This is a genomic window from Parageobacillus sp. NEAU-HV-2 (assembly GCF_059115485.1).
Map to the genome: position 1 here is coordinate 43,173 of NZ_JBXUJJ010000010.1, position 16,898 is coordinate 60,070.

14 protein-coding genes are annotated in these 16,898 nt (G+C 42.6%); 8 read left to right on the forward strand and 6 right to left on the reverse strand.

Annotated elements, in window-relative coordinates; all coding sequences use genetic code 11:
* Positions 1 to 74: 74 nt before the first annotated feature.
* The 3 genes from AC1WMD_RS14945 to AC1WMD_RS14955 all read left to right on the forward strand — a co-directional run bounded on the left by AC1WMD_RS14945 (position 75) and on the right by AC1WMD_RS14955 (position 4,766).
* Positions 75 to 2,102, forward strand: coding sequence for a penicillin-binding transpeptidase domain-containing protein (locus tag AC1WMD_RS14945; RefSeq protein WP_494257822.1), 2,028 nt, complete (start codon positions 75 to 77; stop codon positions 2,100 to 2,102).
* A 295-nt stretch (positions 2,103 to 2,397) separates the two neighbouring features.
* Positions 2,398 to 3,561, forward strand: a complete 1,164-nt coding sequence (locus AC1WMD_RS14950; protein WP_494257823.1) for a CaiB/BaiF CoA transferase family protein — start codon at positions 2,398 to 2,400, stop codon at positions 3,559 to 3,561.
* Positions 3,561 to 4,766: an acyl-CoA dehydrogenase family protein gene (locus AC1WMD_RS14955; protein WP_186003944.1), complete on the forward strand. Its 1,206-nt coding sequence runs from the start codon at positions 3,561 to 3,563 to the stop codon at positions 4,764 to 4,766. Before AC1WMD_RS14950 ends, AC1WMD_RS14955 begins: the two co-directional genes overlap by 1 nt.
* 27 nt (positions 4,767 to 4,793) lie before the next feature.
* Here AC1WMD_RS14955 and AC1WMD_RS14960 read toward each other — a convergent pair whose 3' ends face one another.
* On the reverse strand, positions 4,794 to 5,111 hold the full coding sequence (locus AC1WMD_RS14960; protein ID WP_043903556.1) for a DUF3870 domain-containing protein: 318 nt from the start codon (positions 5,109 to 5,111) through the stop codon (positions 4,794 to 4,796).
* 324 nt (positions 5,112 to 5,435) lie between these two features.
* On the opposite strand from AC1WMD_RS14960, the gene AC1WMD_RS14965 reads away from it, so the two are divergent.
* Both AC1WMD_RS14965 and scpC read left to right on the forward strand, forming a co-directional pair.
* Positions 5,436 to 6,083 (forward strand): LytTR family DNA-binding domain-containing protein, encoded by a 648-nt coding sequence (locus AC1WMD_RS14965; protein WP_043903555.1) that lies wholly within the window; start codon positions 5,436 to 5,438, stop codon positions 6,081 to 6,083.
* 318 nt (positions 6,084 to 6,401) lie between these two features.
* Positions 6,402 to 7,928 carry a succinyl-CoA:acetate CoA-transferase ScpC gene (scpC, locus tag AC1WMD_RS14970; RefSeq protein ID WP_043903554.1) on the forward strand — a complete coding sequence of 509 codons (1,527 nt, stop codon included), beginning with the start codon at positions 6,402 to 6,404 and terminating at the stop codon, positions 7,926 to 7,928.
* A gap of 47 nt (positions 7,929 to 7,975) precedes the next feature.
* Here the strand turns inward: scpC and AC1WMD_RS14975 are convergent, their stop codons facing one another.
* Positions 7,976 to 8,734, reverse strand: a complete 759-nt coding sequence (locus AC1WMD_RS14975; RefSeq protein WP_043903553.1) for a hypothetical protein — start codon at positions 8,732 to 8,734, stop codon at positions 7,976 to 7,978.
* A complete protein-coding gene (locus AC1WMD_RS14980) occupies positions 8,727 to 9,269 on the reverse strand; it encodes an RNA polymerase sigma factor (protein ID WP_043903552.1) in 543 nt (180 codons plus the stop codon). The genes AC1WMD_RS14975 and AC1WMD_RS14980 overlap by 8 nt, the downstream gene beginning before the upstream one ends.
* A gap of 244 nt (positions 9,270 to 9,513) precedes the next feature.
* Here AC1WMD_RS14980 and AC1WMD_RS14985 point away from each other — a divergent pair, with 244 nt between their 5' ends.
* The 3 genes from AC1WMD_RS14985 (at position 9,514) to AC1WMD_RS14995 (ending at position 13,686) form a co-directional block, all read left to right on the forward strand.
* Positions 9,514 to 10,899, forward strand: a complete 1,386-nt coding sequence (locus AC1WMD_RS14985) for an L-cystine transporter (RefSeq protein WP_043903551.1) — start codon at positions 9,514 to 9,516, stop codon at positions 10,897 to 10,899.
* A gap of 759 nt (positions 10,900 to 11,658) precedes the next feature.
* On the forward strand, positions 11,659 to 12,999 hold the full coding sequence (locus AC1WMD_RS14990; RefSeq protein ID WP_043903549.1) for a TrkH family potassium uptake protein: 1,341 nt from the start codon (positions 11,659 to 11,661) through the stop codon (positions 12,997 to 12,999).
* 33 nt (positions 13,000 to 13,032) lie between these two features.
* The gene (locus tag AC1WMD_RS14995) at positions 13,033 to 13,686 is read left to right on the forward strand and encodes a potassium channel family protein (protein ID WP_043903548.1); all 654 of its coding nucleotides are present in this window, start codon (positions 13,033 to 13,035) and stop codon (positions 13,684 to 13,686) included.
* Between the two features lie 136 nt (positions 13,687 to 13,822).
* Here the strand turns inward: AC1WMD_RS14995 and AC1WMD_RS15000 are convergent, their stop codons facing one another.
* From AC1WMD_RS15000 to AC1WMD_RS15010, 3 genes are read right to left on the reverse strand one after another with little or no spacing between them, the layout of a single operon-like run.
* Positions 13,823 to 14,593: an energy-coupling factor ABC transporter ATP-binding protein gene (locus AC1WMD_RS15000; protein ID WP_043903547.1), complete on the reverse strand. Its 771-nt coding sequence runs from the start codon at positions 14,591 to 14,593 to the stop codon at positions 13,823 to 13,825.
* On the reverse strand, positions 14,594 to 15,403 hold the full coding sequence (cbiQ, locus tag AC1WMD_RS15005; RefSeq protein ID WP_043903546.1) for a cobalt ECF transporter T component CbiQ: 810 nt from the start codon (positions 15,401 to 15,403) through the stop codon (positions 14,594 to 14,596).
* Between the two features lie 56 nt (positions 15,404 to 15,459).
* On the reverse strand, positions 15,460 to 16,518 hold the full coding sequence (locus AC1WMD_RS15010) for an energy-coupling factor ABC transporter permease (RefSeq protein WP_494257869.1): 1,059 nt from the start codon (positions 16,516 to 16,518) through the stop codon (positions 15,460 to 15,462).
* Positions 16,519 to 16,898 lie beyond the last annotated feature (380 nt).

The window sequence follows — 16,898 nt, forward strand, 5'->3', positions numbered from 1 at the left end:
CTGTGTAATGGTATATTTGACATAGAAACGAAACGGTCCGAAATATACCTAACTATAATGGGAGGGGATCGAGAATGAAGAAAAGACGAGTTCTATTGTTTTTCGCTGCTTTGTTTTTATCCATTGCATTATCTTCCTGCAGCAAACCGCCATCCCCGCATGACGCGCTGCAAAAGTATACAAAACTATGGACTGATGAGCGGTTCGAGGATATGTACGCAATGCTGTCGAAAAAGGCGAAAGAAAACATATCCAAGGAAGAGTTTGTTAAGCGCTACAAAAAAATTTATCAAGACATCGAAGTAAAGAATTTATCGGTAACGCCACTGCCGGTGAAAGAAAAAGAAGAAGATAGCGACAAAAACCAAATAAAGCTTCCTTTTTCCGTAAAAATGGATACAATCGCCGGCCCCATCCAGTTTAAACATGAAGCACTGCTTGTAAAAGAAAAAGAGCAGGATCAAGAACAATGGCATGTGCAATGGGATACCACTTACATTTTCCCGCAATTGCAAAAAAACGATAAAATCCGCATTGCCATTACACCTGGAAAGCGCGGCGAAATATACGACCGCAACGGATTGCCGCTCGCCATCAATGGAACCGCTTACGAAATCGGCATTGTTCCCGGGAAAATGGGCGAAAGCGAAGAAACGATTAAAAAACAGCTTGCTGAGTTGCTCCATATTCCTGTGGAATTCATTAATGAAAAACTGAATGCCGACTGGGTTCAGCCTGATTATTTTGTTCCGATTCAAAAAGTAGCAAAATCGGAAACAGCGTTATTAGAAAGCGCCCGTAACATCCAAGCTGTGGCAGTAAAAGAAGTATCAGAAAGGGAATATCCATTCGCGGAGGCCGCCGCCCATCTGATTGGATATATCGGCAATATTACGGAAGAAGAACTAAGCAAATTAAAAAACAAAGGATATTCGCCATCCGACCGCATCGGAAAGCGCGGGCTCGAGGAGCTGTTTGAAGAACGCCTCAAAGGACAAGACGGTGCCAAAATCTATATCGAAAAAGAAAATGGATCGACGGTGACGATTGCCGAATCAAAACCAAAAAACGGAGAAACGGTTACACTGACGATTGACGCCAAGCTGCAAAAAACGATTTATGAAAACATGAAAGGAAGAGCGGGAACCGCCGCTGCCATTCACCCGTTGACCGGCGAAATTCTCGCCTTAGTCAGCTCCCCTTCGTTCAATCCAAACGAGTTTGTACTCGGAATTTCAGCAGAGGAATACAAAAAATTAGAAAATAATCCGCTAAAACCATTGATTAATCGTTTTGCCGCCACCTACGCGCCTGGCTCGGCCATTAAGCCGGTGACAGCGGCAATCGGTCTCGAACAAGGCGTAATTACCCCTGAACAGACAAAAACGATCATCGGGAAAAAGTGGCAGCCAAAAGACGGATCGTGGGGAAATTATTTCGTCACAAGGGTAAGCGATCGCCTGCAACAAGTGAATTTGCGAAACGCGCTCATTTATTCCGATAATATTTATTTCGCCATGGTCGGTCTTGATCTCGGACCGGATCAATTGAAAGAAGGGTTGCACTCATTCGGATTTGGCGAAAAATTGCCGTTTCCATACCCGATTCCAGCTTCGCAAATATCGAATACAGGCGAGCTGAAACCGGGGCCGCAGCTGGCGGATACCGCCTATGGTCAAGGACAAATGCAGATGAGCATTCTTCATCTTGCCGCCGCATACACACCGTTTATCAACCATGGCGATTTACTGCAGCCAATTTTAGAAAAAGGTCAGCAAAAAACGGTTTGGAAACCGCAATTGATTTCATCCAAAACAGCTGACACCATCGCAGACGCATTAAAACAAGTCGTCGCCAATCCAAACGGAACCGCACATAGCGCTTATATGAAAGACATTCCGTTGGCCGGGAAAACCGGAACGGCTGAACTGAAAGGACAAAAAGGAGAAAAGGGAAAAGAAAACGGACTGTTTGTCGCCTATAATACAAACAATCCTGACCTTCTCCTTGCCATGCTAGTCGAAGGGGTACAGAACGAACAAGGAAGCAAATATGTCGTAAATATCGTGAAACACATTTTTCAAACGGTAAAATCGCAGTAACGGAGCCAGCAGCAGGCTCTTTTTTTAGCTGAATTTTTTTATTATTTACAATTATCGTTCTATTATTTATAATAAACTTAACAAGCCGTCTCCCGTCAGTTTCGCCGCTGGCGCTGCACAGACGGCAATGATGGAACAAGAGGACAACCATTTTATCATCGTCATAAATGAAGAACTGTGACGGTCTGATCAGCATTTCCTCACCGAATGCTTCCTCAGGCCGTTTAGCCGGTTCCTTTCTTGACAAAGAAAAGGAGCCGGCTTTTTATTTTCCCGCATAAGGAGGTGTGTATCCATGCCAGGCGCGTTAGACGGCATTCGTATTTTAGATATGACTCGTGTCCTCGCAGGTCCCTACGCCACGATGATTTTAGGCGATCTTGGCGCCGATGTGATTAAAGTCGAGGCACCGGGCGGATCCGATGATACAAGATTTTGGGGCCCTCCCTTTCAAAACGGGATGAGCGCCTATTATACGGCGATTAACCGCAATAAGCGAAGCATTACCGTCAACTTAAAAACGGAAGAAGGCCGAAAAGTCATCCGAAACCTTGCCAAAACAGCCGACGTCGTCATTCACAACTTTAAAACGGGAACGATGGAAAAGTTTGGGCTTGGTTATGACGATTTATCGTTGTTGAATCCGCGCCTTATTTACTGTTCCATTACCGGCTTTGGCGAAACAGGTCCCTACTCCCACCTGCCTGGATATGATTACATTATTCAGGCGATGAGCGGATGGATGAGCATTAACGGCACCCCCTCATCCGGACCGCTGAAAGTCGGCGTCGCCATTGCCGATGTATTCACCGGATTATATGCAGCGATCGCAATTGAGGCCGCACTGCTTGCCCGCGAAAAGACCGGGCGCGGACAAAAAATTGACCTTTCTCTATTCGATTCCGCCATCAGCGCGCTCGTCAACGTCGCAGCCAACTATTTAATGTCCGGCGACATCCCGGTGCCGTTGGGAAACGAACATCCGAATATCGTTCCCTACTCGACGTATGAAGCGAGCGACGGACCGATTGTAATCGCCGTTGGGAACGACCGGCAATTTCAAGCGTTTTGCGAGCTTTTGTCAGACCCGACGATCGGGACGGATCCGCGCTTTCAAACGAATCCGGGCCGCGTCGCCCACCGCGAGGAACTCAACAGGCGCATTAATGAAGAAGTGAAAAAACGGACGCGGTCCGAGTGGCAGCGCTTGCTTGCCGAAAAAGGAATACCGTGCGGCCCGGTGCAAAATCTTGAACAATTATTCCAGCATCCGCAGACGCTAGCTCGCGATATGGTCATTACGATAAAGCATGAAAAGGTGGGAACGCTGCAGCTTGTCGGAAGCCCAATCAAACTATCGGATACAAAAGTATCGTACCGTCTGCCGCCTCCGCTTGCCGGAGAGCACAACGACGAAATTATAAAAGAAATCATGAATGAAACGGGGGAGGATGTATGATGATGAATTTCGATTTTACTCCAGAACAAGAAATGCTTCGCAGCACCGTGCGCAAATTTGTCGACAAAGAAATTATACCGTACATCAAAGAATGGGATGAACGCGGATATTTTGATCCGAATATTTTCAAACGGCTTGCGGAATTAAACTTAATGGGCGTATGCATTCCGGAAAAATACGGCGGAATGGGCATGGACTACAACTCGCTCGCCATCGTCTGCGAGGAGTTGGAACGCGGGGATACCGCATTTCGCACCGCCGTTTCCGTGCACACTGGCTTAAACAGCCTCACATTATTGCAATGGGGCACGGAAGAACAAAAACAAAAATATCTTGTTCCGCAGGCGAAAGGGGAAAAAATCGGCGCCTTCGGCCTGACGGAGCCAAACGCCGGTTCCGATGTCGCCTCCATTACCACCACCGCCGTCCGCGACGGGGACTACTACATTTTAAACGGACAAAAAACGTGGATTTCACTTTGTGACATCGCTGATCACTTTATCGTGTTCGCCTATACGGACAAATCGAAAAAGCACCGCGGCATTTCTGCCTTTATTGTCGAACGGACAATGCCAGGCTTTTCATCAAGAGCGATTAAAGGAAAACTGGGCATCCGTGCCGGCAACACGGGAGAACTGTTTTTTGACAACGTCCGCGTACCGAAAGAAAACCTGCTTGGCGAAGAAGGCGAAGGATTTAAAATCGCCATGTCCGCCCTCGACAACGGAAGATTCACGGTTGCCGCCGGAGCGGTCGGCCTGATTATGGCTTGCTTAGAAGCAAGCGTCAAGTATTGCCATGAGCGGAAAACGTTCGGCAAAGAAATCGGGAGACATCAGCTTGTACAGCAAATGATCGCCAGAATGGAAGCAGGTCTGCAAATCAGCCGTTTGCTCGTCTACAAAGTAGGATTTTTGAAAAACCAAGGGCGCCGCACAACAAGAGAAGCATCGCTCGCGAAATGGATCGCCTGCGACTTCGCTAATCAAGCAGCCGATGATGCGGTGCAAATTCACGGCGCGTACGGATACTCAAACGAATATCCTGTCGAACGATACTTGCGCAACTCGAAAGCGCCGGTCATCTATGAAGGAACACGGGAAATTCATACGATTATGCAGGCGGAATACGTGCTTGGCTACCGCCAGGATAAACCGCTGCGTAAAACGCTTCCGCCTTGGAATCCGGAATCGGTACAAATGTAAAAAAATCCCCCGCCCGAAGCGGGGGTTTTATTCCTTCTCCTCCTGCATTTTGCAATATTGCTTGTACAAATCTTTTAGCGCCGCACACAGCGCCGAATTCGCCTTTCCTAAATATCCCTCATTCAGCTGTTCTAAAATCGAATCAATCCCGTCCCTTAAAGAATGGCCTTTAAGCAAGCGGGCGACATAATCACGCCCGTGCTCGGTCGCCAGTGTACACGAAGCGTCGACAATCACCCCGTACTTTTTATCAATCTCCGCCGTAATCGTCAATGTATCGTAGATGCTTTTCGCCGCCATTCCCGCCGGCAGCCGCGCGTGCCCAGCAATAAACTGCGTATTCATCTCCCTCTCCCCTTTCGTCAAAATGTCTACTATATAAGATTATAAAACATAACTAATCATAATTTTCTAAAGTATATCGACAAACTTTTTTTCTATATTTTTTATCATAAATTTGCCTACACTGTTCCCATCCACCCGATTTCCTTATCTGCCCTTTATAGACGCACAACATAATGCTATAATGATGCTCAAACGAACATCTTCGGATGGAAGGTAAGCGTAAAGGGGGCTTGTATGTCACTGTCGTTTAGCAAAAACATACAAGTCGGCAGAAACCCCGCTCAAACGAAGTAAAGTGGCAGATCGTTCACTAGGGGTGATAATATGGATTCATTTACTGTTTCCTCTATTGCAAAAGTGATGAATGAATTATTTCCTAAAGAAGCGTCTTTCGTGATTTCTGATAATAAGCGCTATATTTATTACCGACCAAGCAAACAGATCGATTTAAAAATTCGCCCCGGAGACGAAATCAAACCGGAATCGGTTACTTACAAGGCCTTGATCGTTCAACGGAAAATTGCAGAACAGAAAGACAGCCGCGTTTTTGGCGTGCCTTATTTCGGGATATCCGTCCCAATTTTGGATGATGGCAGCCCGAGGGGCTGTGTTACCGCAATATTGCCGAGAAAACCGATGCTTGCAATGCCGTATTTAACGATTCGAGCGACGGATCGTTGGCTGCCTGTTCCTTTCGAGAGCGTTATCTATTTAGAAGCCCAAAATCGGAAAACATTCGTAAAATCGAGTTATGCGGAAGGCTACCATAAATATAACTTAACAGAACTGGAATTTTCCCTTCCTGATGATATGTTTGTTCGGTGTCACCGATCATATATCGTTAACATTCATCACATTGCAGAAATTCATCCAGATTCGCATTCAACTTTTTTATTGATGATGAAAGACGGCTCACGAGTGCCTGTCAGCCAAACATATGCAAGCCATTTTCGGAAGCTGCTCTGCTTTTAATAATTCGGCTTCTTTTCTCCTACTGTACGGTTCCTTTTACCAATCCCCTTCTCTCTAAAGAGCTCATGAAAGTGAGCTCTTTCTTTATTTTCCGCAACTATTCACTGATGCCTTGCAATCTATGTATTTATTTTCTTTTATAGGCAATGTTTTTTCTCGCTTATTCCTTTTCTTTTCGAAGCTGTTTTTCTATTTTTCTTCTTTATGCACAGAAAATTCTTTTTCACGTACAAAGAAAGCCTTTTTATTCAATTTCGAATGATTTTTTACAGCCAAATCGCTAGAATATTTTTAAAAAACAAAAGAGGTGAGGTCGCATTGGATAAACATATTTCGGAGCTAATCGGCAATCCCCGTTTAAGAGACCGAATTGTAACGGCAGAAACAGCCGCTTCATGGATAAAAGACGGGATGACGCTTGGTTTGAGCGGATTTACCCGCGCGGGCGATGCCAAAGCGGTTCCTTTTGCACTGATCGAAAAAGCGAAACAACACCCCTTAAAGGTAAACGTATATACAGGCGCTTCCCTAGGCTCGGACATTGATAAAATGATGGCAGAAGCAGGAATTATCAACAAACGGCTTCCGTTCCAAGCCGATTCTGTGATGCGCAAAAAAATTAACGAAGGAGAAATTTTGTTTATTGATCAACATTTATCCCATACAGCGGAATTAGTGCGTTCAGACGTATTAAATCCTATCGATTTCGCAATTGTGGAAGCGGTTTCGATAACCGAAGACGGAATGATCATCCCGTCTACTTCCGTAGGAAACTCTTCTATTTTTGTGAAAAAAGCCCGACATGTTATTGTTGAATTGAACACGGCCCAACCAAAAGAACTCAAAGGGCTTCATGACATTTATGAAGTCGGCAAACATGGGGAACGGGAACCGATACCTTTGACAAAAGTAGACGATCGAATCGGAACGATTGGCATTCCAGTGGATGAGGACAAAATTATAGGAATTGTTTTGACAAACCAAACGGATTCACCATCCACGATTGTACCTCCAGATGAGGAAACAGCTGTTATAGCAAATCATTTAATCAATTTTCTACGAAAAGAAGTGGCAGCAGGTCGGCTTTCCGAAAATTTAGCTCCGCTTCAAGCAGGTATTGGTTCGGTTGCAAATGCCGTTCTTTACGGTTTGTTGAATTCGGAATTTTCCAACTTAGAAGTTTATTCAGAAGTTCTTCAAGATGCCGTGTTTGACCTTATTGATGCTGGAAAAGTCCGGTTTGCTTCCGGCTGCTCCATTACTTTGTCTCAAAACAAAATGAAACAAGTATATTCCAATTTAGATGCTTACCGAGGCAAACTTATCCTTCGTCCTCAGGAAATTTCTAATCATCCGGAAATCGTTCGCCGTCTCGGACTCATTTCCATCAACACAGCCTTGGAGGCAGACATATACGGAAATATTAATTCTACACATGTTCGCGGCACAAACATGATGAACGGCATTGGCGGTTCAGGCGATTTCGCCCGCAATGCACGCCTTACTATCTTCGTGACAAAATCCGTTGCAAAAAATGGGGCTATTTCAAGCATCGTTCCATTTGTATCGCACGTTGACCATACCGAACATGACGTGGATGTGATTATCACGGAGTATGGTTATGCTGACCTTCGCGGCTTGGCGCCAATTGAACGCCCACCTGTTATCATTGAAAACTGCGCGCACCCAGCTTACCGTCCGCAGTTGCGTGAATACTTTAAGGAAGCGCTTAAGCGCGGAGGGCAAACACCGCACGTCCTAGAAAAAGCATTCTCATGGCATATCAATTATGAGAAATACGGAACAATGTTAGAATCAAAATATCAATTGCAAACTCAAGAATAATAAGAGTGGGGTAGCCTTCATCAGGATACCCCCTTATCTATGCTAGTCTATTGCTGTTTATCAAGCTCCTTCGTCACCCGAAATTGTTTTAGCATGTTGTCAAATCTAGCTCCATGGCCTTCGCTCGCCTCAACAAAATAATGCTGCTCGATGACGAACGTTCCTCCTTGGCCGTTATCGACAAGATAATACTTTACTACTTCATCATTCCATTGCCGGCCGCTTTCCCCTTGGATGACATACCCTTTCACAGGTTCGCTGACCTTTCCTGTCTGAATGATGATCGGATATTGTTCTTTCACCTGTTTTTCCAAAGAAGAAGCAAGCGCTTCCGGAGTTTGATCGGTTACTTGTCTGATTTCCATATACACTTTTGGCAAATCCGGACTTCCTTGCACCAGCGGAACGATGCGGTCTTTTCCGTTCAGTTTTTCTACCCGATACATTTTCTCATCGAAATAAATCACATACCCAACTTTGCTTTTATTTAACGTTACCTCTTTTTGCTCTTTTTGCCCTTCCACTTCTTCGACAATCACTTTTTTCGGCGCAAACCATTCTTTTACCTTATTAATGCCTGCCTGGCCCGGCTCGGTAAACAGAAACGTTAGCATCAGCACAGCCGCAGCCGACACGAAGGCAAACCATAGGCGTTTTTTTCTTGTTTTTATTTTCCTTCCCTTTCTCCGCTGTCCTTTTATATTTTTTTGCACATACTCCCACACCTCTTCTTCCAACTCTACCGTCGATTCCGTTCCGTTGATCAGAGCGGTGCGAATCATATTTTCCATCTTTTTTTCATCCATTTCCAACACCCCTTTCTTTCATTTTTTCAATAATCTTTGTCAACTTGTTTCTTGCCTTAAACAGCCGCGACTTGACGGTATTCACATTAAGATCAAGAATTTGCGCAATTTCCTCATCGGAAAATCCTTTTAAATATTTCAGCACAATGGGAATACGATGAATATCCTTTAATTTTTCAATCGCTTTATACAGCTCTTCGTATTGCTCAAAAGCATGGTGATCTACATTAGCTATTCGCACCTGATCATCTATATAATCGCTCATCGCCACCATTTTCCCTTGCTTTTTCATCAGCCGATTGCATTCATTGAGCAAAATCCGGTAAAACCAAGGCTTAAAATCTTTCGTAAGATCGAAGCGGTCAATATGGTCATACACGCGGATAAACGTTTCTTGCACCGCATCCGCGGCGTTTGCCCTGCTTTTCGTAACCGCCATGGCCACCCTTAACGCGTATTCCGCGTATAGATGATACAGCTTGGCAAACGCCTTCTCATCCCCCTGTTGAATCCTTTGGATGATTTCCTTTTCCATCTCCCCACCTCCTCAGCGCTGTTTTCACTTTATATACCCCGACAAAGAGCAAAATGTTTTCGTTTTCGATAACAAAATCTTAATAAATTCTGTATGAAGAACGAAAACCATCTAATAGCCATTCATGAAATTTTTTATTAGCAATAGCAATTTCCTATAAACTCTTTCATAAGATAAATAAAACTTACTTGACATATCGGTTTTTGGTTATTAAAGCAATTCTATGTGTCAGGAGGGATTAACGATGAATGTTTACTTAATCATTTTAAACATTGCTATATTGCTATTATTGATTGGTGTGCTGGCCTATATGCAAAAGAAACACGTTTCCTTCTCCAAACGGGTGTTTACCGCTCTTGGACTAGGGATCGTCTTTGGGTTCGCATTGCAGGGAGTGTACGGGGCTGGTTCCACTATCGTTCAGCAGTCCACCCAATGGTTTGACATTGTTGGCACAGGATATATAAAGCTATTGCAAATGATTGTTATGCCATTAGTTTTCATTTCTATCGTTATGGCATTTACCAAACTTTCTATATCTAATAATTTAGGAAAAATCGCCACGCTCATTATTGGCCTATTATTGGGCACGACAGCGGTAGCTGCTTCTATCGGCATTATGGCCTCATTAGGCTTTCAATTAGAGGCGATGGAAATTCCTTCGGGAGAGGCGGAACAGATACGTGGGCAGGAGTTAGAACAAAAATATGAACAAATTCAAAACCTGTCTTTCCCGCAAAAAATTATCGAGCTGCTTCCGGCAAATCCATTTTTAGATTTCACGGGACAACGCAGCACATCCACCATAGCGGTTGTTATTTTTGCTGCCTTTGTCGGCATTGCTTATTTAGGAGTTGCCAGAAAACAGCCTGAACAAGCAGAAATGTTCAAAAAAATAGTGGATGCCTTGTACGCTATTGTCATGCGTATCGTCACGCTAGTGCTCCGTTTAACACCTTACGGAATTTTAGCCATTATGTCCCGAGTGGCTGCGACAAGCGATATCGACGCAATTGCAAAACTAGGAAAATTTGTCCTAGCTTCCTATATTGCACTTCTCGTTATGTTTGCCATTCATTTGCTAATTTTAGCGCTGGCCGGACTAAACCCTATTACTTACGTAAAAAAAGCGCTGCCGGTACTGTCGTTTGCATTCACTTCCCGTTCAAGCGCAGCCACTCTTCCATTGAATGTTAAAGCACAAACAACCGCGCTTGGCGTTCCGGAAGGCATTGCCAACCTTGCCGGCTCATTTGGGCTGTCGATTGGGCAAAATGGCTGTGCCGGCGTTTACCCTGCCATGCTTGCAGTGATGATCGCGCCAACCGTCAACATCGATCCAACTTCTCTTTCCTTTATTTTGACGCTTATTCTAGTCGTCACCATCAGTTCGTTTGGGGTTGCAGGCGTTGGCGGCGGGGCTACGTTCGCGGCGATTTTAGTGCTATCTACCATGAATCTGCCAGTAGCATTAGCAGGATTGCTCATTTCCGTAGAGCCGTTGATTGACATGGGAAGAACTGCCTTAAACGTCAGCGGAAGCATGACCGCCGGTGTAGTCACCAGCCGCATCACTAAAGAATTGAATTTAAATATTTATAACGGAGAAACGCAAAAACTGGAAGCATAAGGCTTGGAGATGTTTTACACTTTCCCGCCACGCCAAAACATCCAGTGCACTTGCGCGGTAAACGACAGAAGAAGGCCTAAATATGGTGAACTGGCATCTGTCAAACAGATACGTGTAAAAGAATTACGGCATGGGTTCAGTATTCAACAGAACCTATGCTGTATTTTATATAATAATGGCTTGTTGAACTTTTTCAACAGTTTGCGGCGAACGGAAACATAGAATGTCGTTCCTTATTGAAGGATTGCATCCGTTAATCCAACATTAATATTTATTTAAAGACTGCTTAAATGTTCATGAATTAATTTCCATTCTCCAAATTGGCTTGATCTTTTTGGTTCCTGAAGGATCGGGGTTAGGGTTCATCACAATTTTTGATATCGTAGCGCTTGCTGCATACTGTGATGAATATAAAAGGATGTGTTAGTTAATTTATCAGAATATATCCAATCTTTATAAGACATACTACTATATAAATGGGGGAATGGAGGCAAAGGCAGGATTCACAAACGATGATTGCTCTAGATCTTTTTCTGATGATGCCTCATCATATCAGAAAAAGTGTATCGTACGATCGCATCCGATGTTAGGCCGAATTATTTTAGTTGTCGCAGGACTCGCTTCCAAAAAGAGGGGTATCAACTTCCTCATTAAAAAATTCATTGCCGGATTTCCTCTCATGATTCTTTCCATTCTCATTTCTACGATTTATACTTACCATTAGAATAATAAAAAATTAATGGAGTAAGGAAGAAGAATATGAATAAGAAAAGGATGTTTTATTTAGATCCACCTAAAATATTGGTATTAGGGTTTAGTTTCATTATTTTTATTGGTGCATTTCTTTTAACTTTACCTGCAGCAACAGTAGATGGGAAGGGGCTTCCATGGTTAGACGCTTTATTTACGGCTACTTCTGCTACCTGTGTAACTGGCCTGGTCGTCGTGGATACTGGTACGACGTTTACATTATTTGGGCAATTAGTCATTCTAGCACTGATTCAAATTGGCGGATTAGGTTTTATGACCTTTGCCACTCTTTTTGCTTTGATTTTAGGTAAGAGAATTTCATTAAAAGAAAGGTTATTAATAAAAGAATCATTAAATAATTTGTCGATTGATGGTGTTGTTCGACTAGTGAAAAGAATATTGATTTTTACTGCCGTTATCGAGCTAATTGGCACAATCTTGCTTGCGATTCGTTTTTCCTTTGATATGCCGTTGCCTAAAGCAATTTATTTTGGTTTGTTTCATGCCATCTCAAACTTTAATAACGCTGGATTTGACATAATGGGTGATTTCAGAAGTTTTACTGGCTACGTGGATGATCCGCTAGTAACTCTCGTTTTATGTATTCTTATTACACTGGGTGGTATTGGGTTTATTGTCTTAAATGAAATATATGAGTATCGTCAGACACGCCGTTTTTCTTTACATACCAAAGTCGTGTTTGTTATGAGTTCGATCTTGGTTGTTTTTGGAACTATTCTTATTTTTATTTTGGAATATCATAATCCGAAAACATTGCAGCCATTATCAACATTTGGAAAATTTTTAGCATCCTTGTACCAAGCGGTTACACCGAGGACAGCTGGTTCAAATACACTGAATATCCCGGATTTAACGCAACCGACTCTCTTTCTCATCATCTTTTTAATGTTTATAGGGGCATCTCCTGGATCGACAGGCGGGGGGATTAAAACGACCACCTTTGCCACTTTGTTAGGCGCGGTTTGGTCAAATATAAAGGGTAAAGAAGATGTCATTTTTTTCCGAAACCGTATATTGTATGACACGATTTATAAAGCACTAACCGTAACAGTAAGCGGCTTATTTGTTGTCATGACGATAACGATGCTCCTAACGATAACCGAACCGAATAAAGATTTTTTGATGATTTTGTTTGAAGCAACGTCGGCATTTGCTACAGTAGGGTTATCGATGGGGTTAACGCCTGAATTATCTCCTATCGGAAAAATTCTTATTATATTAACTATGTTTGCAGGAAGGGTAGGACCTTTAACGATCGCTTATGCCGTTGCTTTACATCGAAAACCGGATCCATTTAAGTTTCCAAAGGGAAAGATTATGATCGGATAGTAATTTATCATACATAAAGGGGGACGAAAGAACATGAAAGGACAATATGCTGTGATCGGATTAGGAAGATTCGGTTCCAGTCTGGCCACGACCTTGCATCAAGCTGGAAATGAAGTTTTGGCCATTGATCGCAATGAAGAACGAATTGAAGAATATAAAGATCATGTTACATATGCCGTTGTCGCTGATTCAACAGATGAAGAAGCGTTAAAGAGAGTCGGCATTCGAAATTTTGACGCTGTCATCGTAGCGATTGGTGATGATATTCAAGCAAGCATTTTAACGGTGCTAGTCCTTAAAGAATTAGGGGTTAATAAAGTTGTGGCAAAAGCCATTAACCAACGGCACGGTCAAGTCTTATATAAAGTTGGTGCCGATTGGGTCGTATTTCCAGAGAGGGATATGGGAGAGCGGGTTGCAACACAGCTCATGTCACCGAACGTGCTTGATTACATTGAACTCGCGAAAGATTATAGTATAGAAGAAGTAAAAGTCCATCCGTCAATGATCGGAAAAAATTTAAGAGAATTAAATCTCAGGGCACGGTTTAATATAACGGTCATCGCTATTATCAGCGGTGGAAAAGTAAGTATTTCCCCTTCACCTGATCAAACCATTAAAGAAGGAGATATATTAGTCGTGATCGGGGAAAATAAAGATTTGGACCGGTTTGAAAAGTTTGACTAAAAACGGTTTTTAGTAAAGTGGTTGAAGGATCATTTCATAGGTTATTGTTAAAATGGCAGGAGCAAAAAGGACGGGAGGAGAAAAAGACCGAAATCAATCGGTCTTTTTTTATGTGCTGGTCAACTATCGCCAACCTTTAGCCATCCATGCGTCGCTTCGCGGCACCACAGATAGGACAATTCTGAAGTGAAAGAGGCAATTCCAAACCACAGCTATCCAGCAATTCCGCATTGGATAAAATCTCCTCTGTGGTTCCATCTGCAGCTATTTCACCTTCTTTTATCACAATAATTCTTTTACAAGTTTCAAACACCATGTCCAAATCGTGGCTGGTAATTATCTTTGTATGTTCAAAGCTTTTTAACAAATCAATTACTCTCCGTCTTGATTTTGGGTCCAGGCCTGAAGTTGGCTCATCCATTATCAATACATCAGGTTGCATTGATAAAACGGATGCAATTGCGGCAGACCGCTTTTCTCCACCCGATAATTTATAGGGGGCCCGGTCTTTCAAATGAGGTATTCCGACCATCTCCAATGCCTGCGTCACCCTTCTCTCCACATCTTCCTCCTCCAGCTTATAATTTCGTGGTCCAAAGGCAACATCATCATAAACAGTAGTCATGAACAATTGATCGTCAGGGTCCTGAAAAACCATTCCCAATCTCTGGCGTATCATCGGTAATGTCTTTTTTGTTACACGAACATCTCCTACCAGTACTTCTCCACCATCTGGAAAGAGAACCCCCATCAACAGCATCAGCAGCGTAGACTTCCCAGCACCATTCGCACCAATGATCCCCACAGATTCACCGTGATGAATTGAAAAAGAAATATTTTTAATTGCTTCATGTCCATCGGGATACGAAAAATGCAAATTTCTTACTTCAATTTTATGATGACTCATCTATCGAATCACTCCTGTAAACAATGACCCTATCCATACAGGTATATTGTAAATTCTTGCAATAACAAAAAACAGACACCATGCTGCAAAATAGGTGAGATCTTTAAAGCTTAGTTTTGAAATATCTCCGGTATGATACTCTCCTGTAAAGCCTCTTAAACTCATTGCTTGATATACCCGCTCTGCTCTCTCAAAAGTCCTTAGCAATATTTGCCCGGCAAAAGAACCCCAAACACTCCACTTTATTCCCTTTTGTCCTGGTGCCCTAAGGGAATACGCCCTCATCATCCTGGAAACCTCTTCGATCAGTACCGATATATATCGGTATGTTAATAAAAGCTGTAAGACAAAAATCTTAGGGATTTTGAGCATCCGCAAAGCTGCCGCCAACCGATCCATACCTGTAGTTGCAATGAGTAAAATGCTGGCTGTCACTGTTAAACTGCATTTTATAAAAATGGATAAAAAAGTAATCCATCCTCTTGAAACAGCAATTCCACCAAGCACCACTTTGGAATGATCAAACAATGGATTTAATATTCCAATTCCGATAATTAAAGGCTCAATAAGCAATATCATTTTTAGAATTGGCGCAACTGGTATCTCTGAAAAAGCAAAAATTAGTATAGGATAAAAAATAAAAGGCAAAAGACCGCTGATTTCATACCTTTCAAATGACACAACCACAGTCAAATAAGCGACTGTGGTTAACAGCTTTATTAGTGGATGAATTCTGTGTATAAAGGTCTCTTTTCGTGCTAGGTCATCTAGAAGCCTCATATTAGATAATGAATTTATCATATTCGCCATTTAAATCAATTCCTCTTAAAAACTAAAGGTAGTTTTTTACCCCGCCATAAAAATAATTAAGCGGTAATTTTTTTCTTTTTCCTTTTAATCACAATGATTATCCATCCTGTAAATACGGCCAACGCAAGGGTCAACGCTCCTCCTACTATACCCGAAACACTTGTTCCGGCATTAACAGCAGGCCACACATTTTCAGCCTGTGAAGCTGTTTCTTCTTTATTATTTTCACTTTCATTTGTCTTAAAGTTATAATCAGGTAATAATGCTGTTTTGCTTTGAATTTCAGAGAGTATTTTATGAATGCCATCAGAAGCTTTCAGTTCTGTCGTACCTGCTGTTTTTTCGATAGACCATTCCAAGCCGTCAGGATTTGCGGAAGCAAACCAAGAAAACAAGCCGCCAACCGCAACTACTGCGATTGAAAGAACTGTCAATACTTTCTTCATGGATATATTGCCAAGGGCTTCTCCATTCGCTGCTTTTTCCAAAACTTCAGGTCTGGCTCTCCATACGAAAGTAACAATTGCTGCGGTTACCAGCCCTTCAACTACCCCAATCGCAAGGTGTATCGGCTGCATCAGCAATACGAATTTCTCAAAAGGCAATTCGGTCTTTCCTGATAAAAGAGTCTCAAGGACAACGCTAAAAGCACCCAATTGGAGAGCAACCAGCGCTGAAGCCATTGAACCGACAAAAATCCTTTTGGAAGTAACCTCTTTACGTGTAAACCATTTATATATTAAAGGATATGCTATAAAGCAGGTATAAAAACCAAGATTAAATACGTTGCAGCCATAAGCAAGCAATCCACCGTCACCAAAGAACAATGCCTGTATCAACAAAATCGAAGCCATCGTCAAAAATCCCGCATAAGGGCCCAATAATATGGCAAGCAGCATTCCTCCTCCGAGGTGTCCGCTTGAACCAGTACCTGGTATTGAAAAATTAATCATTTGTGCTGCAAAAACAAATGCTCCCATAACTCCCATTAAAGGAATTTTCTTTTCATCCATCTCATTCTGGAGTTTTTTGATTGAATAAGCTGCAACGCCGGCAGTGGCTGCCAGCATAGTTCCACCAACAGCTGGTGAAATCAAGGCATCAGCCATGTGCATAATATTCACCCTTCGTATAGTATTTTTAGAATCCGCTTTCAAGGGAATTTCCACCAGGCAGCTCATGGAGGTGATTGATCAACAAGTGCGCTAGGAGCATAAATTTTACTAGGTTTCTTTAGTATTGCTTTTTTAGAACTTTTGCGGATTAGAATTTTCAATTTTTGGCACTTGACATATTATCGCAGGACTTTACAAAAAATTTGTTGAAGAAACATTCATGGTTTCGAATCCAAGTCGAGCGTATCACGGCTTATCATGAATAGTCAAGTGAACGTTATGTTACAGGACTTTCACCGGTTAGCAACTTTCAGCTTCACTGGAAACGATTTGTCTTTGTTCTCCTTTGCTATCCAATCCTTCCTCACCCCGCATTCTTA

Bases quoted from the DNA above. Each gene is read 5' to 3' on its own strand.
- AC1WMD_RS14945 (WP_494257822.1), top strand. From the start codon at position 75: ATGAAGAAAAGACGAGTTCTATTGTTTTTCGCTGCTTTGTTTTTATCC.
- AC1WMD_RS14950 (WP_494257823.1), top strand. From the start codon at position 2,398: ATGCCAGGCGCGTTAGACGGCATTCGTATTTTAGATATGACTCGTGTC.
- AC1WMD_RS14955 (WP_186003944.1), top strand. From the start codon at position 3,561: ATGATGAATTTCGATTTTACTCCAGAACAAGAAATGCTTCGCAGCACC.
- AC1WMD_RS14960 (WP_043903556.1), bottom strand. From the start codon at position 5,111: ATGAATACGCAGTTTATTGCTGGGCACGCGCGGCTGCCGGCGGGAATG.
- AC1WMD_RS14965 (WP_043903555.1), top strand. From the start codon at position 5,436: ATGGATTCATTTACTGTTTCCTCTATTGCAAAAGTGATGAATGAATTA.
- AC1WMD_RS14975 (WP_043903553.1), bottom strand. From the start codon at position 8,734: ATGGATGAAAAAAAGATGGAAAATATGATTCGCACCGCTCTGATCAAC.
- AC1WMD_RS14980 (WP_043903552.1), bottom strand. From the start codon at position 9,269: ATGGAAAAGGAAATCATCCAAAGGATTCAACAGGGGGATGAGAAGGCG.
- AC1WMD_RS14985 (WP_043903551.1), top strand. From the start codon at position 9,514: ATGAATGTTTACTTAATCATTTTAAACATTGCTATATTGCTATTATTG.
- AC1WMD_RS14990 (WP_043903549.1), top strand. From the start codon at position 11,659: ATGAATAAGAAAAGGATGTTTTATTTAGATCCACCTAAAATATTGGTA.
- AC1WMD_RS14995 (WP_043903548.1), top strand. From the start codon at position 13,033: ATGAAAGGACAATATGCTGTGATCGGATTAGGAAGATTCGGTTCCAGT.
- AC1WMD_RS15000 (WP_043903547.1), bottom strand. From the start codon at position 14,593: ATGAGTCATCATAAAATTGAAGTAAGAAATTTGCATTTTTCGTATCCC.
- cbiQ (WP_043903546.1), bottom strand. From the start codon at position 15,403: ATGGCGAATATGATAAATTCATTATCTAATATGAGGCTTCTAGATGAC.
- AC1WMD_RS15010 (WP_494257869.1), bottom strand. From the start codon at position 16,518: ATGCACATGGCTGATGCCTTGATTTCACCAGCTGTTGGTGGAACTATG.